This window comes from Planifilum fulgidum, assembly GCF_900113175.1.
In the GTDB taxonomy this organism is placed as follows: domain Bacteria; phylum Bacillota; class Bacilli; order Thermoactinomycetales; family DSM-44946; genus Planifilum; species Planifilum fulgidum.
In genome coordinates this window covers 24462-45570 of the sequence record NZ_FOOK01000002.1, presented here as the reverse complement: position 1 = coordinate 45570, position 21109 = coordinate 24462, and the positions used below count along the sequence as shown (strand labels likewise).

Sequence of the window (21109 nt, the reverse complement as noted above, 5' to 3'; positions counted from 1 at the left end):
ACCGGGATGCAATACCTGGGCATCACGTTCCGGGAGCTGTTTCAGGAGATCAAAGCTTCTGCCGAAGAGGGGACGGACGAAGAAGAAATGGGATATCGTCTGTTTGTGCTCGGGGATTTGCTGGAACACCGCATCCACGCATCCGCTGAATTGCCGCTGCGTTTTGTCCGCATGCGGGAGAGTTGCGAACAGATTTATGATGACCTGGAGAACTTTATCGAATGGTTGATTTGCAATGAGAAAGAGGGGTATTCCGACTTTTACCGCGCGAAAGATCTTCTGCGCATGAAATTGGAGCAGGAATTGCGAAAGGAATTTGTGCTGAGGGGGTTTGTCGGTTAGGGGTTCGTCACGGCTTTTCGCAGGCTGCTTGATGAGGAGTCAAAAGGCGCCGGGGTCTTTCTTTGCGCCGTTAAGGGGTTCAATCGGCGGACCGGGAAACAGTTCCGGGGCCAAAGCTTTTTCGGCGAAAATTGTGTTATACTTGGGTGAACAGGCCACGGATCGGCGGTTTTTCTTCGGCCAGGCAACCTCCGGTCCGAATGCTATAATATGTTTAACCGACTTTCCCATTAAAAGGGGCGATTGATTGGCATGTTTCATCGCAGGGAAACACGGCCGGTAAAGGTGGGAAACATTCAGATCGGCGGCAACGATCAGGTGGTCATACAGAGCATGACCACCACCAAAACCCATGATGTGAAGGCCACGGTGGAGCAGATCCGCCGGCTTGAGGAGGCGGGTTGTCAGATCGTTCGGGTGGCGGTTCCGGACATGCGCGCCGCCGAAGCCATCCCGCTCATCAAGAAGGAAGTGTCGGTGCCGCTGGTGGCGGACATTCACTTTGACTACCGCCTGGCTCTCAAGGCGATCGAGGGCGGGATCGATAAGATCCGCATCAACCCGGGAAACATCGGGCGCCGGGACAAGGTGGAAGCGGTGGTGAAGGCGGCCAAGGAGAGGGGCATTCCCATCCGCATCGGCGTAAACGCGGGGTCCTTGGAAAAGCGGATCCTGGAAAAATACGGATATCCGACGGCGGACGGGATGGTGGAAAGCGCCCTGTATCACATCGGCATCCTTGAGGATCTCGACTTCAGGGATATCGTGGTTTCGCTTAAAGCCTCCGACGTCCGGCTGGCCATTGAGGCTTATCAGAAGGCGGCCGCCGCGTTTCGGTATCCCCTCCATCTGGGCATCACCGAATCCGGCACCCTTTTCTCCGGAACGGTGAAAAGCGCGGCCGGCCTCGGAGCGCTGCTTGCCCAGGGGATCGGCTCCACCATCCGCATTTCCCTGAGCGCCGATCCGGTGGAGGAAGTGAAGGTCGCCAGGGAACTTTTGAAAGCCTTCGGCTTGGCGTCCAACGCCGCCACCTTGATCTCCTGTCCGACCTGCGGACGCATCGAAATCGATCTGATCAGCATCGCCAACGAAATCGAAGAATACCTGGCCAACATCAAGGCGCCGATCAAGGTTTCGGTGCTCGGGTGCGCCGTCAACGGCCCCGGCGAGGCGAAGGAGGCGGATATCGGAATCGCCGGCGCCCGGGGAGAGGGCCTGCTGTTCAGGCACGGCAAGATCATCCGGAAAATTCCCGAGGAGAAAATGGTCGAGGAACTGAAGAAGGAGATCGACAAGCTGGCGGAAGAATACCGCCTCAAGCAGTCCGTCGGGCAGAAAGCCTGATAGTTTTTCGGGAGCGGGGCCTCCGGCGCCGCTCCTTTTCTTTTGCCCCGGTTGCGTATAAACCGCCTCCGGCCTTGGCATACTATGGGCGAACCACCAAAAAGGGGGTCGCAAGATGCGTCGGTTGGCTCTGTTACTGGTGATTATCGGGGCACTCAATTGGCTGCTGGTGGGATTGTTTCAATGGGATCTGGTTTCGGCCATCTTCGGGGGAGACGCGACGCGTGAATCCTCGATAATCAGCCGAATCATCTACGCTTTGGTGGGATTGGCCGGCATTTACGCGATCAAGTTTTTGTTTGAGGATCGCGTGCCTGCCGGCGAAGCCGGCGGCGGCGAGTGAGCCGCCCCGAACTTGCGAAGGCTGAACAAAAGAACCGTTTCCGCGGGAGACGGTTCTTTTTTATGGCGGCGGCGGGAAATCGGAAGGGCAAAGGCGTATCGATATAAGGGAGAAACCCATCGCGGAACGGCCGAACGCGCTTTCGGCCGGTTTCGCCTCGGAGGAGGGAGAGCATGCGCAGGCCTGTCATCGGAGTGACCGCTTCCCGGGATGAACGGGGAACGCTGTCGGTGGGCCGGGAATATCTGGAGTCCGTCCTGAGGGCAGGGGGGCTTCCGCTGATTGTCCCTTATGTGGAGGGGGACGAGCCGATTCGGGAGATCGCGGAGCGGATCGACGGGTTGCTGCTGACCGGGGGCGGGGACATCGATCCCGCCTGGTTCGGCGAGGAACCGATTCCCGGACTCGGTTGGGTCGATCCGGGAAGAGATCATCTGGAGATCTTCCTCATCCGGCGGATGCTGGAGGAGAGAAAGCCGATCCTGGCCATCTGCAGGGGGTGCCAGATTCTGAACGTGGCCGCCGGAGGAGACATGTTCCAGGATTTGTACCGGCAGCGGGAAGATCTGCTTCAGCATCAGCAGAAGGCCCCCCGTTCCCACCTTTCCCATTCGGTGGAAGTGGCGGAGGGTTCGCTGCTGCACCGAATCGCGGGGAGCACGGCCATCAAGGTGAACAGTTTCCATCACCAGGCCGTTCGAAAGCCGGCACCGGGGTTCATCGCCTGTGCCAAGGCGAAGGACGGGGTGATTGAAGGGGTGGAAAGCGTCCGCCATCCCTTCGTTTTGGGAGTGCAGTGGCATCCGGAACACCTGGTGGAGACCGATGCCGTCTCCCGCCGTCTGTTTGAGGCCTTTGTCCAGGCGGCTGCATCGGCCTGACGGTTTGAAAGCGGGATTACATGGGATTACATATCTTCCCCATGATACCCCCCTTCCCTTTGGAGCACACTACGACCTGAAGGGGGGTGTGCGTGATCCGAGTGCTCGCATCCTTTTTCTGTATTTTGTCTTTGCTCGGCTGTCATCCGGTTCAACAGGAACAGCCGGCGGAGCGCCTTCTGCCCATTTCCCACCACCGGGAAGTGGACCGTCCCATCCCCTTCATCCTGCGGGCGGATGGGAAAGAGTGGGTACTGGATCTTCGTCGGATAGGGTTTGACGGAATCGATCCCACCACATTGGATCGCGATGCCTTCGATCGATGGCTTCAGCCCATCGAGCGGGAACTTTACCGTCCTCCCCGCTCCGCCCACTTCCGCAACCGGGTTCTTATACCCCATCAGATCGGAAGAAAAGTGGACCGGCAGGCGATTGAAGGCTGGTTGGACGTGATTCACGACTACACCGGGCGACCCTTGGAGGTTCCCTTCATTCCGCTGAAACCGTCCATCACCACGTCCGATCTCAAGGGGATCCGCCAGAGGCTGTTGGGGACCTACTCCACCCGCTTCAATCCCGGAAACGTCAATCGGACCCATAACATCTTGCTGTCCACGAAGGCGATCGATCATGTGGTGGTTGGCGTCGGAGAGGTGTTCTCCTTCAACAAGACCGTCGGCCCGCGCACGCGGAAGCGCGGATACAGGCCGGCGCCGGTGATCGTCAGGGGAGAATACAGTGAAGGAATCGGAGGCGGGATTTGTCAGACCTCATCCACTTTATTCAACAGCGTTGATCAGGCCGGGCTCCGCATCATTCAAAGGGTGAGCCACAGCCGGGAGGTCACTTATGTGCCGCCCGGGAGAGATGCCACGGTTTCCTGGGGCGGACCCGACTTTCAATTCCAGAACCAATTGAATCGGCCGATTTTGCTGGTGGCCTCCGCTCGCAACGGGTGGTTGACCGTTTCCGTGTACAGTTCCGCCGACGTTCAGCACCGGAAGAGACCGGTTCCGAAACCGCCCAGGGAAGAGCCGGACACGCAGCGGGCCCGGCCCCTGGAACCCAACGCCAGGCCGGGTCATCCGTAGCGGCAAAGGCCTCCTGTTTGTGCCCCTCTTGATCTGGGGCACTTTCAATTTTTGAGGAAAAACTTTTCAGCGGGAGAAGGGGAAACCCATTTCGTCAAATCGTCGTTTAAAGGTTGAGGATGCGCATTTGGAAATATGGATGAGGCGCATCCCATTTGCTATAATATAAGGCGCTATTCGAACTAATCTGTGGTTTGTGCAAAAGGAGGCCTTGGATGAGGAAAATCGCTTTGATCGCGCTGGGGGTCATCGTTCTTCTCCTCTCCGGCACCTTGGCCGTCTATGCAATGCGAAAAGAGGTGACCGTCTCCTTCACCGATAAAGAAAAACCGGTCAAGCTGCAGGTTCTGGGGGGCACGCTGGCCGAGGCCCTGGAGGGGCACGGTTATAACGTGGATCAGCTGAAAAAGCAGTATGTGCCCAGCGTTCCCTGGGACCAGCCTCTCAGCGACGATTCGGTGATTCAGCTGACCTGCAATTGTTCCGTCGCCCTGGAAGTGGGGGGCAAACGCCTCGGCACCTACAAGACCAAGCAACTTACCGTCGGAGATTTCCTTAAGGAGCGGAAAGTGGAGCTGAACCCCTGGGATGAAGTGAACACCCCCCTGGATGAGCGGATCAAAAACGACATGCTCATCGTCGTGGACCGGGTGGAAAAGCGGATCAAGAAAGAAGTGGAGACGGTTCCCTACAAGACCGTGAAAAAGAAGGATCCCCAGCTGGCAAGCGGGGAAGAGAAGGTAGAGAAGGAAGGCAAGAAAGGAAAACGGATTTACGAAGTGATCGTTACCTATAAAAACGGGAAATCGATTCACACCGACAAGAAAATGATCGAAGAAATCGATCCCGTCGATCGGGTCGTCAAAGTGGGAACGGGAGAGAACGTGACCACCGCCGCGGATGCACCCGCGAGAGCGGCGGCGGGAAGCATCGCCGGCTATGAATATGTCCGGACGATGATGGCGGAAACCACGGGGTATACCCACACGGGCAATCGGACGGCGACCGGAACATGGCCGAAGAGGGGCACGCTGGCCGTCGATCCCCGGGTGATTCCTCTCGGGACGAAAATCTACATTCCGGGATACGGCGTGGGAGTGGCGGAAGACACCGGGGGCGCCGTGAAGGGAAATGTGATCGACCTTTTCTTCGAGACCCGCAGCGAAGCCATTCGATGGGGGCGCCGCCACGTGACCGTATACATTCTGAAGGATTGATGGAGTGGGAAAGCACTCCGATTTTTTCTTTTTCTTTTCTTTTTGGAAAGGACAGGTTGGTCTTTGTTTCCGCGGGGGTTCGTTGTATACTGAAAAGTGGAGGAGTTTTCCTGTGAGGTGTGGATTCCATGGTCGGGCGCAACGATCCCTGTCCCTGCGGAAGCGGACTTAAATACAAAAAGTGCTGTGAACGGGTGGTCGCTTTCCGGTCCGCCGAACGCGCCCGGGAATCGAGGGAATCGGAAGTGAAATTGGCCCTGTTGTCGGAGCTGAATCAGTGGTTTGACCGGCAGATGACGAAAAAAGCGGTCTCCGAATGGGTCGATCACTTCAAGACGGCAATGGGGCTTCCCCTCCATCAGCCCATTCCTTCCAATTACATTCACATTTTTCGCTTTTGGCTTCTCTTTGATGCGCCTTGCATGGACGGAAGGCGCCCCGCCGACCGCTGGAGGGAAGTGGTTACGCCCCTTCCGGATCGGGAGAAATGGGTTGAGGAATTGTGCCGAATACACCTGGGCTGTTACGAGGTGGTGGAGGTCGGAGGGGACGAGGCCCGCGTCAGACCGCTTCCTTGGGGAGAAGAGGTTCCCGTCCGCGTGACTGAACCGATCGAAAAAGGGGCAATCGTCATCGCCCGCCTCTCTCGGTTGGGAAACCGGTATGAATGGTTTGGCCCTTATACTACTTTTTTCCACGAGATGAGAGGGGAGATACTCTTGTATCTGAAGCAGTTCGCGGACAAAGAGAAAGAACTCGATCGGGATTTCTGGGTTCGGGAAGGGCTCGGCGTTCTGGGATGGTCGATTCGACGCGCCAAAGACCGTGAGGAAATTTCCAAGATCATTGAATCGGTGGAAGAGGTGGCGCCGGCGGCGGAGAATCTGATTCCGGTCTCCCTGCCGGAACTGCCCGAAGGAGAGCGGAATTGTCCGGAAGCGGTGAACCATCAGCTGCAGCTGTTTTTTGAGGATGTGGTGTCTCCGCTGCAGCGGCGGACCCAGGAGTTGTACGGGCGGACGCTCCGCTTTTTCCGCGATTACGTAGCCACCCATTTCGGGAAAGCCTTTCATTGGCGGGTTTTGGACGAGGATGTCCTGGAGCACTTATGCGGCGTCTGGTATGTGGATCATGCCGGGGGAACCCCGGTCGGTTCAAAGATTTTTCTGAACACGCTGAAGCAACTGTTCCGCTGGCTGAATGAACAGGGAATGGCTTCGGTGTATTCCGCTTACCGGCCGGTCTACATCAAGCTGATCCGGTCGTTGCCCTTGGCGCTGGAAGCGAAGCGCTGGATCAAGGAACACGGGGTCCTGCAGGAGGAGACCAAAGCTCCGACCTTGACGGGCACTTTCATGATGACCCTTTCGGCGTCGGGTCCCCTTCTGGCAGTGGGTGGCAAGTGGTTGCCCATCAACCTTCGGGGATACCCCCCCAATTGGACGGACAACCGGTTCTGGGTGAGGGGGGTGGTGGCGGTGCGGCAGTGGGACAGCTTCTTCACGAAAGTGGAGGGTGTCTACCCCGTGACGAAGGATTGGAATGCCGCCCCCGAAACCAAGGTGTCCGTGGAGAATCATCCCTGAGCAGGCGGCCTGAATGGAGGAGGCCGCTTTATTTTTTGGTTAAAAACCGCCGGAACGACAAAAATACCTGGAGAGGCGAAAAACCACGCCCAATCCATGTGGGTACGGGAGTGAGAAGGGTGTCCGTCACCCTCCGTCTGCCTTCCCGCAGTCTGGTTTTGCTGTGCGGGGCTCCGGGATCCGGAAAATCCACGTTTGCCGAGCGGCATTTTGCCCGGTCGCAGATCGTCTCCTCGGACCGGTGCAGGGAGATGGTTTGCGACGATCAGGAAAATATGGCCGTTCATCGCGAAACCTTTTCCCTTTTGCGGCACATCGTCCGGTTGCGCCTTTCCCTGGGGCGTCTTACCGTAATTGATTCGACGGCCCTGGATAGGAAATATCGGACCGCGTACCTTTCCCTCGCCCGTCGGTACCGCTTTCATCCGGCGGCGATCGTGTTTGACGTTCCCTACGAGCTATGTCTTAGGCAGAATGAATGCCGCAGTCGCCGGATCCCTCCCGAGGTGATTCGGAACTACCACGCCCTGCTGCAGAAGACGAAGCGCTCGATCGGGAATGAAGGGTTTGAGAGGGTGTTCATCCTGGGTCCGGAACAGATCCGGTCCGCCCGAATTGCCATCGGGGATAAAGATGAATGAAGAGGGGACATTAAAAAGGAGGAATCCACGGAAAGGGGAGTATGCCATTGATCCGTCTCTTGCGCAAGTTCACGGGCCGCAGGCGGGAGGAGAAAATCAAGGAATTGGTCAACGAAGTGAGCCGGGAGTTGGGAATGGAAGAAAAACGGGACCTGCGGGATGCCGGCCGGGAAAAAGGGGAGGAGAGGGATTCCTCTGAATGAATACCGGGAAAAAGGAAATCGTCCGCCCCCCATCGAAGGGTCGGCGGCGCGGAACCCCTTCTATTGATGGAAGGAGGTTCCTTTATCCCAATCTCTTGGGGGAGGCGGCGTTTTTCCCGGAAGCCCCTGCCGCGGGGAGCCGGGGAGGAAAGAGCGGTTTGGGCACTCCAGATGGAGTGCTTTTTTTGTGGACAGGGGACGCATGCCTATTTTCGCGTGTCCGCGGTTTCCGCGATCGTCCAAGGCGAATATATCTGTGGTTAGAATCGGGATGAAAGGAAGGATAACGTGAAAAAGCGAAAAAGCGCAAGGCATTCGAGACGGAATCTCTTCCCGGACGAGCGGATTCTGGACATGTTGGACCGGATCACGGATGAGGAACAAAACGAGCTGTTTCGTCGGAACAAACCGACAACGAAGCGAAATACGGATTCCATCGAACGGTCATCCGCATGGCTCAGGCCGTCGGATGAAGCGAAAGTTTCCGGAGCGGAGGAATCCGGGGAACAAAAGTCTTCCTCCCGCGAACCCGGAAAGGCGGACCCGACGCCCTCCGATCGCCGCCTGACCGTATACACGGATCACTTGGCGGACAACGCCGTGACCAATGAAAAGCTGGCCAATCGGTCCGTCGACGGTTCCAAGATTCAGTACGGGAGCATCCAAAAAGACCATTTGGCCGACTTTTCCGTCGACGCTTCCAAATTGGCGGAAGGAGCGGTCACCGACGCCAAAATCGCCCCCGGATCGATCAAGGAGCATCATCTTTCACCGGAATCGGTCAGTGGGGATCACATCCGGCGGGAGACCATCCAGGCGAAACATCTGAAGGAAAACAGCATACCGGGCGATCGCCTGACCGATCGTTCGATCCATGGAACCAAACTGAAAGAGGGCAGCATTCAGTCGCATCATTTGGCGATCGGCCACGTTCAGGGCAAACACCTGGAGGATGAAACCATCACGGCGCAAAAGATCAAAAGCGGTTCCATCCTTTCGCGCCACTTGACCAGCAACAGCGTGGACGACACCAAACTGGCCGATGAATCGGTCTCCTCCTCCAAGCTGCAGAAGGGAGCCGTCACCTCCGAGAAATTGTCCCCCGAGTCCGTAAAATCGCTCCATCTCACCACCGCCGCCGTCAGGAAGGAGCATTTGGCGGACCGGGTCATCGAAAGCCGACACCTGAATGATGGCGCGGTCACCTCCGAAAAAATCGCCGCCGATTCGGTCGGACAGGATCATCTGCAAAAGCAGTCGGTGTCCGGCGAACATCTCGTTCCCCAAAGCGTTCAAGAGAAGCATTTGGCCGACCGTTCGGTTACCCGTTCGAAGATTGCCGAGCGCGCCATTAGCTCCGGTGCGATCGACGATGGAGCCATCCAGGGCCGACATGTGGACGACGGCGCCATCGGGGAACACCATCTGGAAGAGCGATCCGTCGGCAGTCGGCATATCAAGGAGGGGGCCGTCCGGGGCGAACATTTGGCAGACAATGCGATTTCCGGCACCAAGCTGACCGATCGGTCCATCACCACATCGAAGATCGCCCCCGAATCGGTATCCACCGACAAGTTGGTCGACTACTGCGTCACAACCATCAAGCTCGGAGAAGGCGCCGTCACCTCCGGAAAGCTGGCCCATGCGAGCGTGAAGGATTATCATCTGGCGGACGGCGCGGTCAGCGCCGACAAGCTGGCCCCCGGGAGCGTGACGGGGCACCATTTGGCGGATTCGGCCGTCACCGGTGAAAAGCTGGCTTTCAACAGCGTAATGAGTCATCATTTGACCGATGAGGCCGTCACCTCCGATAAACTGGCCGGGGGAAGCGTAACAGCGCATCACTTGGCGGAGGGTGCGGTGAGTTCCGAAAAGCTCGTACCGGAGAGCGTCATGGAGAATCACCTGGCGGAGGGCGCGGTCAGCTCCGGGAAACTGGCGCCGGAGAGCGTCATGGAGCATCACCTGGCGGAGGGCGCGGTGAGCTCCGGGAAGCTGGCGCCGGAGAGCGTCATGGAGCATCACCTGGCGGAGGGTGCGGTCGGCTCCGGGAAGCTGGCCGCCGGGAGCGTGACGGAGCATCACCTGGCGGAGGGCGCGGTCGGCTCCGGGAAGCTGGCCGCCGGGAGCGTGACGGAGCATCACCTGGCGGAGGGTGCGGTCGGCTCCGGGAAGCTGGCTCCCGAAAGCGTGATGAGGCACCACTTGGCGGAACGGGCGGTCAGCTCGGCGAAATTGGCCCCCGAGAGTGTGATGAGGCATCACCTGGTGGACGGCGCGGTCAGCTCCGGGAAGTTGGCGCCGGAAAGCGTGATGGAACACCATTTGACGGACGGGGCCGTCACGTCCGGGAAAATTTCCGCCGAAAGCGTGACGGAGCATCACTTGGCGGACGGCGCGGTCGGCTCAGGGAAGCTGGCTGCCGGGAGCGTGACGGAGCGGCACTTGGCGGACGGCGCGGTCAGTTCGGAGAAGCTGGCGGCGGAGAGCGTGACGGAACAGCACTTGGCGGAGGGTGCGGTCGGCTCCGGGAAGCTGGCTCCCGAAAGCGTGATGAGGCACCACTTGGCGGAACGGGCGGTCAGCTCGGCGAAATTGGCCCCCGAGAGCGTGATGAGGCATCATCTGGCGGACGGCGCGGTCAGCTCCGGGAAGCTGGCGCCGGAAAGCGTGATGGAACACCATTTGGCGGAGGGGGCGGTCTCGTCCCGGCACATTGTTCAGGGAGCGATCGCTTCCGAGCATCTTTCTCCGCGGTGCGTCACCGGTGAAGCTCTGGCGGACCAGGCGGTGACCGGCGAAAAGATCGCGGACGGTTCCATCGGTCCGGAAAAGTTGAATTTCCCGGTTTTTTTCCCGCCGGTGATGCAGTGCGGAAACGCGCCCTTTTCGATCAGTGAGTCCGAACGGGAAACCGAAGTGGAGGTGCCGCTGGATTTCCCCTTTGCCCATGAGGGTTACGTGGTGGTGGCGATGACCGACCGATCCGGCTGCTGGGCGCTTCTCCGGGAAAGAAAAACGGAATCCTTCACCCTGGCCATACAACACGACGGAACCATCGAATCGCGGGTGGAGGGCACGGTTTTCTGGATCGGAATGGGGCGCCCCGATCCGGCCGCTGAGGAGCTGTCCCCCGGGGAAGCCGAACCGGCTTCAGCGACGGAGGAGGAGGAACGGGAACAGGTACCGGACGCGTTTCTGCTCAACGGAGATGCAAGGGAGATCTCCGAAGGCGCCTCTTCGGAAGAAGTCGTTTCCACGATTCAGTCGATCGCCCCGTCCGGCGATTCTGGGGAAGAGGAGGACTGACCGGCGGACAAAAGAAACCCTTTTTCCGCAAAGGCGGAAAAAGGGTTTTGTCTTGGAACGGAATGGGTTCAGCGGTAGGACGGAGTGCGCAGATAAGAGGCGATTTCGGCGATTTTTTCATTGGCGGCGGTCAATACGGAGGAGGGAATGGGCTGGTTCCGCAAGTGCCCCTTCATGCTCTTATTGCAGCGGATGGAAGGCGGACCCAATCGGAGCAGGGTTTCGTCGGAGGAACCAAGATCCGGATGGGGGGAATCGGTGGGGATGCGCAGACGGTAAACCGTTCCGGAGGCGACATCTTCGATCTGGATGTCATAAACGGGCGGATGCTGTCTCCGGCGAACAAACCCTTGAGACGTCAGCGTCTGATCGATCACCCGGCGGGGACAGACGATACCCGTGATGCGCTTGGCCAGTAACCGCATGTCGCTCCTCCTTCAGGCGATTGGTTTCCCTACCTTTTTCCCTTCCTGGACAAGGTTCAATCCCGTTTTTCACGAATTGCGGCAAATATGGAGACGACTATTTCAATTTATGCGTCCTTGGTTTACGATATGATCAGTGGAGAGGAGGGATTGCTGTGAACCGAGCCGATCTTCACACACACACCACGGCCTCCGACGGGCAATATTCGCCGGAGGAGCTGGTGCGCGCGGCCCGGGAAGCCGGGTTGGCCGCCGTCGCCGTGACGGATCACGACACGGTGGCCGGGGTGGAGCGAGCGATGAAGGCGGGGGCGAAATGGGGGGTCGATGTCATTCCCGGAGTGGAAATCAGCACCCTCGCGGAAGGAAAGGAAATCCACGTTTTGGGCTATTTTCCGGGGGAAATCGGCCGGGATTTCGCCGAGAAGCTTCGCTCGCTCCGGGAAGTCCGCCTAAAGCGGAATGAAATGATGGTGAACAAGTTGAGGGAGCTGGGGATTCCGATCACGATGGAGGAAGTGTTGGCCAAAAAGCGGGAACAGGCGCCGGAGGCGAACGTGGGTCGGCCCCACATCGCGGAAGTGCTGGTCGACAAAGGGATCGTGTCATCGATCGATGAAGCCTTCAAGCGCTTCCTGGGAAAAGGGGGAGCGGCCTACTGCACGCCGCGTCGCATCTCCCCCATCGAGGCCATCCGGTGGATCTCCGAGGCGGGGGGCGTTCCCGTTCTGGCCCACCCGGGAATTTATGGGGACGACGAACTGGTTGAGTCGCTCATCCGAAACGGTCTCGCGGGGCTGGAGGCTTATCACCCGGATCATGACCCGGAAGCGGAACGGCGTTATGAGGCCTTGGCCGAAAAACACCGGTTGATCGTTACCGGGGGGTCCGATTTTCACGGAGAACGCCACGGCATTCCCTATCACGGCCCTCTCGGAAGCCGCACCGTTGAAAGGGACCGGGTGGAAGCTTTACTTGCCCTGAAGCGGAGAGGTTGACTTTCCCGAAAGCCGCTTGGACATTTTCCGGTGAGGGATGCCCGCATCCATAAAGGGAGCGCCCTGAACCCGATATCCCAATTTTTCGTAAAAGGGAACCGCATGGTCTTGGGAGTGAAGGACGATTTCCGAAACCCCCGATTCGGCGGCGTGGCGTTCGACCGTTTCCATCAGCGCGCGGCCGATTCCTCGCCCGCGGTAACGGGGGAGGACGGCCACCCTTTCCACTTTGGCCACCTTTGGAGCGATGAGGCGAAAGCGGGCGGTGCCCACCGCGGCGTCCGAAACATAAGCTAGAAAATGGGTGGCGGTTTCATCCCACTCATCCTGCTCCAGCGATTCGGGAACCTGCTGTTCCCTGACGAATACGTCCCGTCGCAGGGCGAGGGCGGCGTTTTTTTCCTCTTCCTTTTTCGCCGTGATGACCCGGATCTCCATGTTGCCCGTCCTCCCCGCATGGTCTTTCCCCGAGGGAAGGATCAGTTTTTCCCCTGAGCAGGAAGCTTTGATAGACGGTCCAGGACTCGTTTTCCAGTTGATACAGCAGGTGAAAGCGATCGACGAGGCTCGTCAGATCGAATTTCTTCAACCGCAGGCTGCCGTAGATGTCGTGCAGCTCATCGTCGGACAGCTCCTGTCCGATGGTAAGGTGCGGGGTGTAGTCGAACCGGCTTTTGTGGTAGATGGGGTCCGAATTGATTTTTTCGTGGAGTCTGGTCACCGGTTCGTTGTCGGTCAACGCCAAGTAAATCACGTTGGTGATGGGATGGAAGGTGCTGACCTTGTGGAAATGAATGGTGAAAGGAGCGGTTTCTGCGGCGACCCTTTCCAGATGTTCCACGACTTCAGGCAATTTTTCCTCTTCCAGTTCAAAGGCTTCCTTCAGGGTGATGTGCGGTTGGATCAGCGTGTAGCGGGGATCATACCGTTTCCGGAACGAGTTGGCCACATCTTGCACCTTTTTTTGCGGAAAAATGGCGATTCCGTATTTCATGGGATTCCTCCTTTATGTGAAAGGATTATGCCGAAAAAAATTGTCGGGGACAAAGGCGCCGGGGCCCCTCAGCCGTTTCTGGCTTTCAGGGCAGTCTTCGACAGAAAAAAGGCAATCATTTTTATTATACCTCGGCAATTCGGCGGGATAAAGATCCGGATGGATTGAAACATATCCGATCCGAATTGTGGTATCATGGAGGGAAAGGAGTGAATGGGATGGAAAAAAGACGCGTTCACAGCCGGGAAGTGAAGGAGGCCGCCTTGAGGCGGCTGAGAGAACGGGGAGTGACGATCGAGGAGATTGCCGAGATCGTTTACCGGATGCAGGCTCCCTATTGCGAGACTTTGACGCTGGATCATTGCATCGAGAGCGTGCTGGCGGTCCTGGAGAAAAGGGAGATCCAGCATGCGATTCTCGTCGGGATCGAATTGGATCAATTGGCGGAAAAAAAGGCATTGTCCGAACCCCTTCAATCGCTCGTCGAAGGGGATGAGGGACTGTTTGGCTGCGATGAAACCCTGGCCCTGGGTTCGGTTTTCGGTTACGGCAGCATTGCCGTCACCACCTTCGGCCATCTGGACAAACACAAGATCGGGGTCATCGGTAGGTTGGACACCAAGAAGAACGGGAAAGTCCACACGTTTTTGGACGACTTGGTGGCCAGCATCGCCGCTTCGGCTTCCAGCCGCTTGGCCCACCGGCTGAGGGATGAGGAGGAGCAGCTGGAGGCGGAGGAGTTGAGGGACAGAAGCGCTGGCTGATCGGACCCAAGACCGCCGGGGCGGGAAAAACGGAGCGAATGCGTTTCATTAAAGCGCAAGGGACCGGGCGGCATGAAACCGGCATCGGGTAGACACACTATTTTGTGGAGAAAGCGGATTTCGTTCATCCCGAAGGAGTGGAGACCATGAGCTGCTGGATTTACTGGGCCAAATTGTACGATTCCCGCTTTCAAGCCCGATGTCTGGCCGCGCGGATGACGGAGGACTGGTGGGTTTACGGATACGACAGTCCGGCGGAGGTGGAGGTTTTCCGCTCCAAGGGCGGGCGCTACGGGGTCCGTTACATCTGGCGCAAGGATGAAAAAGGAAGCAAAAAAAATTAAAAAAACCCCTTGCATTATTCGTTCACATGGTGTATATTTATAGCTGTCCTTCACTTGAAGTCTTCGGCGCGGGGTGGAGCAGTCGGTAGCTCGTCGGGCTCATAACCCGAAGGTCGCAGGTTCAAGTCCTGCCCCCGCAACCAAATGCATGGGAGAAGCGGGCGATCAGCCCGTTCCCGCGGAGCTGTGGTGTAGAGGCCTAACATGCCTGCCTGTCACGCAGGAGATCGCGGGTTCGAATCCCGTCAGCTCCGCCAGGATGTGGGCCTATAGCTCAGTTGGTAGAGCGGTCGGCTCATAACCGATTGGTCACAGGTTCGAGTCCTGTTGGGCCCACCATGATCCACCGTTTTGGGCAGTTAGCTCAGAGGGAGAGCGCTTCCTTGACACGGAAGAGGCCATAGGTTCGAGTCCTATACTGCCCACCATCAAAAAGCACCTCGCTTGCGAGGTGCTTTTGCTTTTTTTCTTTTCGCGCGCCTTTCCGCATTCCGTTTTCTGGAAAGGAGATTTCTGGTCGGCGCATCCGGACTGTGTTAAAATGAGAGGGATAAAACTCGGGTAAGGAGATCCCCATGGGCAAACCTAGTTTACTCGTCGCGGTGGCGATTCTCGTTGTTTTTTTGTGGCTGTTTGTTCCGTTTAATCTCTTGAATCAGCACCTGCCGTGGCATCGCGAACCGGTGAAGCCGCAAGAGCAGACGGCTTCCCCTCCTCCCCGCCCGGAGAAGCCGGAAAAGGAGGAAAGGCTGTCCGCCAAGGTGGAGGTTCCCTTCCGGAAGGAAGAGGGAATTGTCACCTTCCGGCTGTCCGACCTGAAGGAGAAGCTGCGAATCGATTACGAGTATGATGCCCGGGAAGGGGTTCTCACGATTCGCCAGGGCAAGGTCCAACTGACCATGTTGAGGGAAGCGCCCGTGCTGAGCCGTAACGGCGTTTATCTTCCCGTGGAGGCATATCCCATTATCCGCAAGGGAGAGATACGGATCCCCGCCGTCGTGGTGGAGGAAGGGTTGGGAAGGCAGGTGGAAATCCGCGAAGACCGCGCCCTCATCGAACAAAACGCCTCGGTTCCGGCCATGGCGGAAACCGGGCGGCGGGAAATCCCCAAGGGGGACGCCCGCGCTTTGATCGATTACCTGTCTTTTCTGGACACTCCGATTCAGGGCGCCCGGGTGAGCACGAAGGATTCCCACCTTCCCGGCGCTCCCCGCCCCTACCGGAACGGAGTTCATGAGGGGCTGGATTATTTCAGCTGGACCAGCGGGATTTCCATCGATTCCCGGACGCCGGTGCTTGCGGTGGCGGACGGGGTGGTTGTCCGCGCCGACCACGACTATCAGGAGATGTCGGAGGCGGAGCGGAACCGCTATCTTTCGATCGGCGTTCAAAACGAGGGACAGACGCCGCAATACATCCTCGACAAGATGCGGGGACGGTCCGTATGGATCCAGCACGAAAAGGGGGTTCTCTCCCGGTATTGCCACCTGAGCAGCATTCAGGGCGACATCACCGTCGGAAAAAGGGTGAAAAAGGGAGAAGTCATCGGTTATGTGGGGAACTCGGGCACCAGCGACGGGGTGAAACGCAGCAATGCGGGGATGCACCTCCACCTGGACCTGCTCATTTACGGCGAGTGGCTTTGGGAGGGCTTCACCCCCGCGGAGCGCCGCCACATTCTCCAAAGCGTCCTGGACCGGTAGATCAGATGCGGTGTCCTCCGATTTTGCCGGCCCGGTCGACGAAGACGCTGGCTCCGGTGAGGGAGCGGGCCCAGAAGATGCTGGTCGTTCCGAACCGGTTGCGGATGGCGTCGATGGCCTCCGCCAACCGCTGCTCTCTTTCCCGCTTTCCGAACAGGTCCATTTGCATCATCCGGTCGGAGGACAGGTTGCTCAAGGTGATTCCGATCAGGCGGACGGGCCGGTGATCCCAGTGGCGCCGGAGGAGGATCACCGCCGCTTCAAACATCTTCCGGCCGATGTTCGTGGGTTCGGAAAGGGTGAGGGAGCGGTGGACGGAACCAAAATCGAAGCTCCGGAGGGTGAGGGAGACCGTCCGGCCCGTATAGCCGGCTTTGCGGGCCCGGGAGGCCACTTCCTCCGCCAGTTCGCGCAGGACGGTCCGAAGGTCGCTCTCCCGCGTGTAATCCCGCGGCAGGGTGAATTGATGACCGATGGACCGGTTTTTATCCAGGCTGCGGGGATCGACCGGACTGGGATCGATGCCCCGGGCCGAGCAGTGCAGAACCCGGCCGATGATGCCGAAGCGCTGCTCGAGCCTGGCGGGATCCGCCTGGGCCAGATCTCCGATGGTGCGGATGCCCATTCGCTGCAGGTGTCGGGAGATTCGCGGACCGACGCCGAACAGCCGGACGACCGGAAGGGGCCACAGCCGCTCGGGGACGTCTTGTTCCGTCAGGACGGTGAGCCCGTCCGGCTTTTTCATTTCTGCGGCCATTTTGGCCAACAGTTTGTTGGGGCCCACCCCGATGGAACAGCGAATTCCCGTCTCCCGCAGGATTCGTTCCTTGATGCGGCGAGCCGCCTGGATTCCGTCTCCGAACAGCTTTTCGCATCCGGTGAGTTCCACAAAGGCTTCATCGACGGAAAACGGCTCCACAAGCGGGGAAAACTGGTGCAGAATGTCCACGATCTGCGATGACACGCGAAGATAGGTGGCCATGCGGGGAGGAACCAGCTCGGCCGGGGGGCAAAGCCGCTTCGCCTCGAATACGGGCATTCCGGTTTCCACTCCGTAGGCCTTTGCTTCGTAGGAAGCGGCCAGCACGATGCCGTGCCTCCGGGAAGGGTCGCCGCACACGATGACCGGACGGTTTCGCAAGGAAGGATTGAAGGCCTGCTCCACACTGGCGTAAAAGGCGTTCATATCCGCCAACAGAACGGTTCGCCTTCGCGCCATGCCCCGCACACCTCCGAACAAGTGTTCCTATTATAGGATACCCGCTTTTGGCACCGATGAGAAGAGGAAGATTTTGCAGGTGGAGGCGCGGGTTTGGGTGACCGAACAGTCTGAAAAAAAAGAAGCGACGGGCGACGGCCCGTCGGCGGGGAAGCGGCGGAAGGGTTTTTCGGGTCATTTTCGGGGGTAAAAATACATAATCCGGCCGTTAAACAGGCGAAGCTCCCCCTGGAACGCCTTGGCGAGGTAGCGGCAAAATTCATTGGCCTTTGACTTGTCCCCGTGGGTGGCGCCGGGAGGAAGGAGGATCTGGATGGTGTGGTGGCCTCCTTTTTCGGCGGCTTCCTGCTTGACGCCGATGATCAGGCCGCGGTACATCTTGGGATCTTTCCCCTTGAGGATCAGCCAGCTGTTTCCGTTTTCCGTCCGCTCCTCCATCGTATAGGGAAAGGCGGCCTCCTCGTAAGACCAGCCCAGCTGGCGTCCGGTGCGGGAAGCCATGTCCACGTACCGCTCCAATCGCTCCTTGACGTCCTCCAGGGAGACCTCCGTCTGCGTCGAATTTTCCACCAACCGAATCCATGCGCGGTTGTCCATGTTTTCCACCTCTGGTTTGTTGAAAAGTCCCGTGATGTTTCGGGCCCGAAGCCCCATTTCATCTTAACACTTGGATGGATTCCTTTACAATCGGGACGGGTATGGAATGTAAGAGGGGCCATCAGGGGACGGTTTCAATCATAAGAATGTTGGGAAAATGCGTTGTTTGAACGCCCGGCAAGTGGTACACTGATAAAACATCCGGAGGAGTCGATGGGGGATGGATCCGATGCGCAAGGCGGACCTCATGGATGAAATCCGATCGAAGATCGGTGTCATGGCGGACAAGCTGGACGGGGACATTGAGGCATTGTACCGCTACGTGATCGAAACCCTGTATGAGCACGTCCCCGCGTATCGCTACGTCGGCATCTACCTCACCCGGGGACATGAGTTTGTCCGTTTTCATTATGCCGGTTACAGTTCACACCCTCCCGTCATCCGCTTTGGACAGGGATTGCACAGTTTGACGGCAGCCCGAGGCAGACTGGTCCGGGAACGGGTCGGCCGGAGGACGGAGGTGTTGGTGCCCTTCTACAAGGGGCATCATCTGATCGGGGAATTGGTCGTCATCGGGGAGCCGGAGGACGACATCGACGGGGAAGATCTCGCTTTGTTCCGCGAAATCGCCTCCCTGCTGGAGGCGAAGGTGAAGGAATGCAACTCTTCACAAAATGATTGAGTGTTTGGACGTACGAAAAATGGGGTAAAGGAATGAGACGTGTATTTCCTTGGATGAGCCGATAAAACCAAACAGGAAAGCGAGGGTGATTCGGGGAGAAGAAAACTCAAGCAGAAGGGGGATCGAACATGAGCCACTACGAGCGCCTGTACGATGAGTCCGAAAAGGTGAAGGTCCGTTTCGTGGGCTTTGTGTCCGACCACGGGCGTTACGATTTCGGGATCATCTATACCAAGATGTTTTTCGGAAAACCCCTGGTGGTTTGCATGCAGACCGGGCGGTCGTCGCTCCTTTCCCAGGAAGACGCGGAAAATCTGGAGTATCTCCAGCGGGTGTACAATCTGCGGACCCGCGAGGAGGCGGAGGAACTGTCCGTTTTCTTCCGCACCAATCTTCCGGCGCTTACGATGGAATCCGAATCGGAAATATGAGGGAGCCGGGTGAATCGCTTCCCCCGCCGGATCGGACGGGCGCGGTGTCCGGAAGGGGACTGTGCCAGCGGCTGGGTGAATCGATTCACCCTTTTTTTGCTTTTTACAGGAGATATGGTCTCAATTGACCCCATATTGACCTATATGGTATAACTTATTATACTATAAGTGTCATATCAATTGAAGCGCTTTCAATCAAAGCTCGGGAGAGGAGACGAAGTGCGATGGAAGTGATCGTCTGCCAAAGCTGTGATGAGATCATCGATTACCTGGATGCGGAAAAGACCGGAGTTTTGTACGGAAAGTGCCCGGGATGCAAGGAAGAGGCTTCGCGGGAGAAGCGGTGAAGCTTGTATCCTTCAAGGAGACAAAACGGCCATTTTCGAATAAAAAAACCCGGTCCGCAGGGGACGCGGGTCGAACCCCAAAAGGGGTTTTTTTATTTGTTCTATTCGTCGATGACGCGGATCATCCGGATCTCCGGGTCCTCCGGTCCCTGGACCGGGAGTCCCACCCGCATGTGTTCCCGGATATAGTTGATGTTGGTCTGGGTGATTCGCTCTCCCGGGAGAAGAACCGGAATGCCGGGGGGATAGATCATGATGAATTCGGCGATGATTCTTCCGGCGGATTCGTCGAAGGGAACCGTGGTGGTTTTCGCGTAAAAGGCTTCCCGCGGGGAAAGGACCAGTTCGGGGATGTCCGGCAAACGGATGTGGATCCGGTTCTTTCGGTCCTCCGTGTAATACTCCCTGGAAAGCTCCGTGAGCGCTTGGACCAGCGTATCGATCGTCTCCGGGGTGTCCCCCGGGGTGATGATGCAGAGAATGTTGTAGAGATCGCTCAATTCCACTTCGATGTTCCAGCGGCTCCTGAGCCACTTTTCCGCGTCGTATCCGGTGATTCCCAGCCCTTTCAGGTGAATGGTCAATTTGGTTTCATCCAGGTCGTAGACGGCGTCGCTCCCCAAAATTTCCCTTCCGACACAAGTGAGGCCGGGAATGGCATTGATCCGTTCCCGGGCCCAAGCGGCAAGAGAGAGGGTCCGGTCCAGCATTTCCCTCCCCCGCGTGGCCAATTGTCGTCGGGCGGCATCGAGGGATGCCAAAAGGAGATACGACGTGGAAGTGGTGGTCAGCATGCTGATGATCGACTGCACGCGCCGGGGGTTGACCCGCTGAGACCGTACATTGAGGATGGAGCTTTGCGTGAGCGATCCTCCCAGCTTGTGCATGCTGGTGGCCGCCATGTCCGCTCCGGCCTGCATGGCGGACAGGGGCAGCCGTTCGTGAAAGTGGGTGTGGACCCCGTGGGCTTCATCCACCAGGACGGGAATGTTCCACCGGTGGACCGTGCGGACGATTTCCGCCAGATTTCCGGCGATTCCGTAGTAAGTCGGATTGATGAGAAGGACCGCTTTGGCATCCGGATGATTCCGCAGGGCCCGTTCCACGTCCTGAACGGTGACGCCGTGGGCGATTCCCAGCTGCTCGTCCATCACCGGATGAACAAACACGGGATGTCCCCCGGCCAAAATGATGGCGGACAATACGGACTTGTGCGCGTTTCGCGGCACGATGATTTTGTCGCCGGGTTCACAGACGGAAAGAACCATCGTCATGATCGCTCCGCTGGTGCCCTGGACGGAAAAGAAGGTGTGATCCGCCCCGAAGGCCTCCGCCGCGAGCTTTTGCGCCTCCTGGATGGGGCCGTGGGGATGATGCAAATCGTCCAGCGGAGCGATGTTGATCAGATCGATGGACAGCGCGCGCTCTCCCATGAAGTCGCGAAACTCCGGATCCATCCCCTGTCCCTTTTTGTGACCGGGAATGTGGAATTGAAGGGGGTTTCTTGCCGCGTGTTCCTTCAGCCGCGTAAACAGTGGTGTGCGTTGTTGCCGGTTGTTCAAGGGTGTTTCCGCCTGCCTTTCCAGAATTAACGACAATAAGTATAGCAGATGCCCGGGGAGATCAAAAGGGGATATTTGGCTCG

Annotated in this window: 22 protein-coding genes, 4 tRNA genes and 1 pseudogene; 21 read left to right on the top strand and 6 right to left on the bottom strand. The window is 58.1% G+C overall.

From position 1 onward, the window contains the following. The first annotated feature begins 6 nt into the window (after nt 1–6). The 10 genes from BM063_RS17145 (at nt 7) to BM063_RS01160 (ending at nt 10960) form a co-directional block, all read left to right on the top strand. The gene (locus tag BM063_RS17145) at nt 7–342 is read left to right on the top strand and encodes a hypothetical protein (protein ID WP_143085192.1); all 336 of its coding nucleotides are present in this window, start codon (nt 7–9) and stop codon (nt 340–342) included. A 252-nt stretch (nt 343–594) separates the two neighbouring features. Next, on the top strand, nt 595–1689 hold the full coding sequence (gene ispG / locus BM063_RS01195; RefSeq protein WP_092035496.1) for a flavodoxin-dependent (E)-4-hydroxy-3-methylbut-2-enyl-diphosphate synthase: 1095 nt from the start codon (nt 595–597) through the stop codon (nt 1687–1689). Between the two features lie 115 nt (nt 1690–1804). After that, on the top strand, nt 1805–2032 hold the full coding sequence (locus BM063_RS01190; RefSeq protein ID WP_092035495.1) for a DUF378 domain-containing protein: 228 nt from the start codon (nt 1805–1807) through the stop codon (nt 2030–2032). Nucleotides 2033–2205: 173 nt separating this feature from the next. Then, nucleotides 2206–2913: a gamma-glutamyl-gamma-aminobutyrate hydrolase family protein gene (locus BM063_RS01185; protein WP_092035494.1), complete on the top strand. Its 708-nt coding sequence runs from the start codon at nt 2206–2208 to the stop codon at nt 2911–2913. Between the two features lie 92 nt (nt 2914–3005). Further along, complete coding sequence (locus BM063_RS01180; protein WP_245751957.1) at nt 3006–4004, top strand: VanW family protein; 999 nt, start codon at nt 3006–3008, stop codon at nt 4002–4004. Nucleotides 4005–4219: 215 nt separating this feature from the next. Further along, a complete protein-coding gene (locus BM063_RS01175; RefSeq protein ID WP_092035493.1) occupies nt 4220–5221 on the top strand; it encodes a 3D domain-containing protein in 1002 nt (333 codons plus the stop codon). A gap of 128 nt (nt 5222–5349) precedes the next feature. Beyond that, complete coding sequence (locus BM063_RS17140) at nt 5350–6807, top strand: SEC-C domain-containing protein (RefSeq protein WP_143085191.1); 1458 nt, start codon at nt 5350–5352, stop codon at nt 6805–6807. A gap of 119 nt (nt 6808–6926) precedes the next feature. After that, nucleotides 6927–7448, top strand: coding sequence for an AAA family ATPase (locus tag BM063_RS17490; protein WP_177198913.1), 522 nt, complete (start codon nt 6927–6929; stop codon nt 7446–7448). Between the two features lie 47 nt (nt 7449–7495). Then, nucleotides 7496–7651, top strand: coding sequence for a hypothetical protein (locus BM063_RS17485; RefSeq protein ID WP_177198912.1), 156 nt, complete (start codon nt 7496–7498; stop codon nt 7649–7651). Between the two features lie 288 nt (nt 7652–7939). Continuing rightward, on the top strand, nt 7940–10960 hold the full coding sequence (locus tag BM063_RS01160) for a WIAG-tail domain (RefSeq protein WP_092035491.1): 3021 nt from the start codon (nt 7940–7942) through the stop codon (nt 10958–10960). Between the two features lie 68 nt (nt 10961–11028). Here the strand turns inward: BM063_RS01160 and BM063_RS01155 are convergent, their stop codons facing one another. Then, the gene (locus BM063_RS01155; protein WP_092035490.1) at nt 11029–11385 is read right to left on the bottom strand and encodes a hypothetical protein; all 357 of its coding nucleotides are present in this window, start codon (nt 11383–11385) and stop codon (nt 11029–11031) included. A 155-nt stretch (nt 11386–11540) separates the two neighbouring features. On the opposite strand from BM063_RS01155, the gene BM063_RS01150 reads away from it, so the two are divergent. Then, on the top strand, nt 11541–12383 hold the full coding sequence (locus BM063_RS01150; RefSeq protein ID WP_342713721.1) for a PHP domain-containing protein: 843 nt from the start codon (nt 11541–11543) through the stop codon (nt 12381–12383). On the opposite strand, the gene BM063_RS01145 is transcribed toward BM063_RS01150, so the two are convergent. Both BM063_RS01145 and BM063_RS01140 read right to left on the bottom strand, forming a co-directional pair. Then, the gene (locus BM063_RS01145) at nt 12357–12821 is read right to left on the bottom strand and encodes a GNAT family N-acetyltransferase (RefSeq protein ID WP_092035489.1); all 465 of its coding nucleotides are present in this window, start codon (nt 12819–12821) and stop codon (nt 12357–12359) included. The two genes, BM063_RS01150 and BM063_RS01145, sit on opposite strands and share 27 nt — an antisense overlap. A 52-nt stretch (nt 12822–12873) precedes the next feature. Beyond that, nucleotides 12874–13377, bottom strand: a pseudogene (locus BM063_RS01140) (YjcG family protein); the annotation flags it as partial. A 218-nt stretch (nt 13378–13595) separates the two neighbouring features. Between BM063_RS01140 and BM063_RS01135 the strand changes: the two are divergent. The 7 genes from BM063_RS01135 to BM063_RS01105 all read left to right on the top strand — a co-directional run bounded on the left by BM063_RS01135 (nt 13596) and on the right by BM063_RS01105 (nt 16188). Next, entirely contained in the window at nt 13596–14141 is a 546-nt protein-coding gene (locus BM063_RS01135) for a phosphatidylglycerophosphatase A family protein (protein WP_092035488.1), read from the top strand. A gap of 146 nt (nt 14142–14287) precedes the next feature. Further along, on the top strand, nt 14288–14485 hold the full coding sequence (locus BM063_RS01130; RefSeq protein WP_092035639.1) for a hypothetical protein: 198 nt from the start codon (nt 14288–14290) through the stop codon (nt 14483–14485). A gap of 67 nt (nt 14486–14552) precedes the next feature. Beyond that, nucleotides 14553–14628, top strand: a tRNA-Met gene (locus tag BM063_RS01125). Between the two features lie 37 nt (nt 14629–14665). After that, a tRNA-Asp gene (locus BM063_RS01120) sits at nt 14666–14742 on the top strand. Between the two features lie 6 nt (nt 14743–14748). Further along, a tRNA-Ile gene (locus BM063_RS01115) sits at nt 14749–14824 on the top strand. 14 nt (nt 14825–14838) lie between these two features. After that, nucleotides 14839–14913 (top strand) — tRNA-Val (locus tag BM063_RS01110). A 147-nt stretch (nt 14914–15060) separates the two neighbouring features. Then, nucleotides 15061–16188 (top strand): peptidoglycan DD-metalloendopeptidase family protein, encoded by a 1128-nt coding sequence (locus BM063_RS01105; RefSeq protein ID WP_092035487.1) that lies wholly within the window; start codon nt 15061–15063, stop codon nt 16186–16188. Between the two features lies 1 nt (nt 16189). Here BM063_RS01105 and dinB read toward each other — a convergent pair whose 3' ends face one another. Beyond that, the gene (dinB, locus tag BM063_RS01100) at nt 16190–17407 is read right to left on the bottom strand and encodes a DNA polymerase IV (RefSeq protein ID WP_092035486.1); all 1218 of its coding nucleotides are present in this window, start codon (nt 17405–17407) and stop codon (nt 16190–16192) included. Between the two features lie 174 nt (nt 17408–17581). Continuing rightward, entirely contained in the window at nt 17582–18004 is a 423-nt protein-coding gene (locus tag BM063_RS01095) for a DUF1885 family protein (protein ID WP_092035638.1), read from the bottom strand. Between the two features lie 220 nt (nt 18005–18224). On the opposite strand from BM063_RS01095, the gene BM063_RS01090 reads away from it, so the two are divergent. The 3 genes from BM063_RS01090 (at nt 18225) to BM063_RS01080 (ending at nt 19464) form a co-directional block, all read left to right on the top strand. Continuing rightward, nucleotides 18225–18686 (top strand): hypothetical protein, encoded by a 462-nt coding sequence (locus BM063_RS01090; RefSeq protein WP_092035485.1) that lies wholly within the window; start codon nt 18225–18227, stop codon nt 18684–18686. A gap of 128 nt (nt 18687–18814) precedes the next feature. Further along, on the top strand, nt 18815–19117 hold the full coding sequence (locus BM063_RS01085; RefSeq protein ID WP_092035484.1) for a DUF3055 domain-containing protein: 303 nt from the start codon (nt 18815–18817) through the stop codon (nt 19115–19117). A gap of 224 nt (nt 19118–19341) precedes the next feature. After that, complete coding sequence (locus BM063_RS01080) at nt 19342–19464, top strand: GapA-binding peptide SR1P (RefSeq protein ID WP_092035483.1); 123 nt, start codon at nt 19342–19344, stop codon at nt 19462–19464. 101 nt (nt 19465–19565) lie between these two features. On the opposite strand, the gene BM063_RS01075 is transcribed toward BM063_RS01080, so the two are convergent. Further along, on the bottom strand, nt 19566–21026 hold the full coding sequence (locus BM063_RS01075) for an aminotransferase class I/II-fold pyridoxal phosphate-dependent enzyme (RefSeq protein ID WP_092035482.1): 1461 nt from the start codon (nt 21024–21026) through the stop codon (nt 19566–19568). Nucleotides 21027–21109 lie beyond the last annotated feature (83 nt).

What these genes read in the sequence shown, in the direction of transcription:
- BM063_RS17145 (WP_143085192.1), top strand. Translation starts at nt 7, where the DNA reads ATGCAATACCTGGGCATCACGTTCCGGGAGCTGTTTCAGGAGATCAAA.
- ispG (WP_092035496.1), top strand. Translation starts at nt 595, where the DNA reads ATGTTTCATCGCAGGGAAACACGGCCGGTAAAGGTGGGAAACATTCAG.
- BM063_RS01190 (WP_092035495.1), top strand. Translation starts at nt 1,805, where the DNA reads ATGCGTCGGTTGGCTCTGTTACTGGTGATTATCGGGGCACTCAATTGG.
- BM063_RS01185 (WP_092035494.1), top strand. Translation starts at nt 2,206, where the DNA reads ATGCGCAGGCCTGTCATCGGAGTGACCGCTTCCCGGGATGAACGGGGA.
- BM063_RS01175 (WP_092035493.1), top strand. Translation starts at nt 4,220, where the DNA reads ATGAGGAAAATCGCTTTGATCGCGCTGGGGGTCATCGTTCTTCTCCTC.
- BM063_RS17140 (WP_143085191.1), top strand. Translation starts at nt 5,350, where the DNA reads ATGGTCGGGCGCAACGATCCCTGTCCCTGCGGAAGCGGACTTAAATAC.
- BM063_RS01155 (WP_092035490.1), bottom strand. Translation starts at nt 11,385, where the DNA reads ATGCGGTTACTGGCCAAGCGCATCACGGGTATCGTCTGTCCCCGCCGG.
- BM063_RS01145 (WP_092035489.1), bottom strand. Translation starts at nt 12,821, where the DNA reads ATGGAGATCCGGGTCATCACGGCGAAAAAGGAAGAGGAAAAAAACGCC.
- BM063_RS01135 (WP_092035488.1), top strand. Translation starts at nt 13,596, where the DNA reads ATGGAAAAAAGACGCGTTCACAGCCGGGAAGTGAAGGAGGCCGCCTTG.
- BM063_RS01130 (WP_092035639.1), top strand. Translation starts at nt 14,288, where the DNA reads ATGAGCTGCTGGATTTACTGGGCCAAATTGTACGATTCCCGCTTTCAA.
- BM063_RS01105 (WP_092035487.1), top strand. Translation starts at nt 15,061, where the DNA reads ATGGGCAAACCTAGTTTACTCGTCGCGGTGGCGATTCTCGTTGTTTTT.
- dinB (WP_092035486.1), bottom strand. Translation starts at nt 17,407, where the DNA reads ATGGCGCGAAGGCGAACCGTTCTGTTGGCGGATATGAACGCCTTTTAC.
- BM063_RS01095 (WP_092035638.1), bottom strand. Translation starts at nt 18,004, where the DNA reads ATGGACAACCGCGCATGGATTCGGTTGGTGGAAAATTCGACGCAGACG.
- BM063_RS01090 (WP_092035485.1), top strand. Translation starts at nt 18,225, where the DNA reads ATGGATCCGATGCGCAAGGCGGACCTCATGGATGAAATCCGATCGAAG.
- BM063_RS01085 (WP_092035484.1), top strand. Translation starts at nt 18,815, where the DNA reads ATGAGCCACTACGAGCGCCTGTACGATGAGTCCGAAAAGGTGAAGGTC.
- BM063_RS01080 (WP_092035483.1), top strand. Translation starts at nt 19,342, where the DNA reads ATGGAAGTGATCGTCTGCCAAAGCTGTGATGAGATCATCGATTACCTG.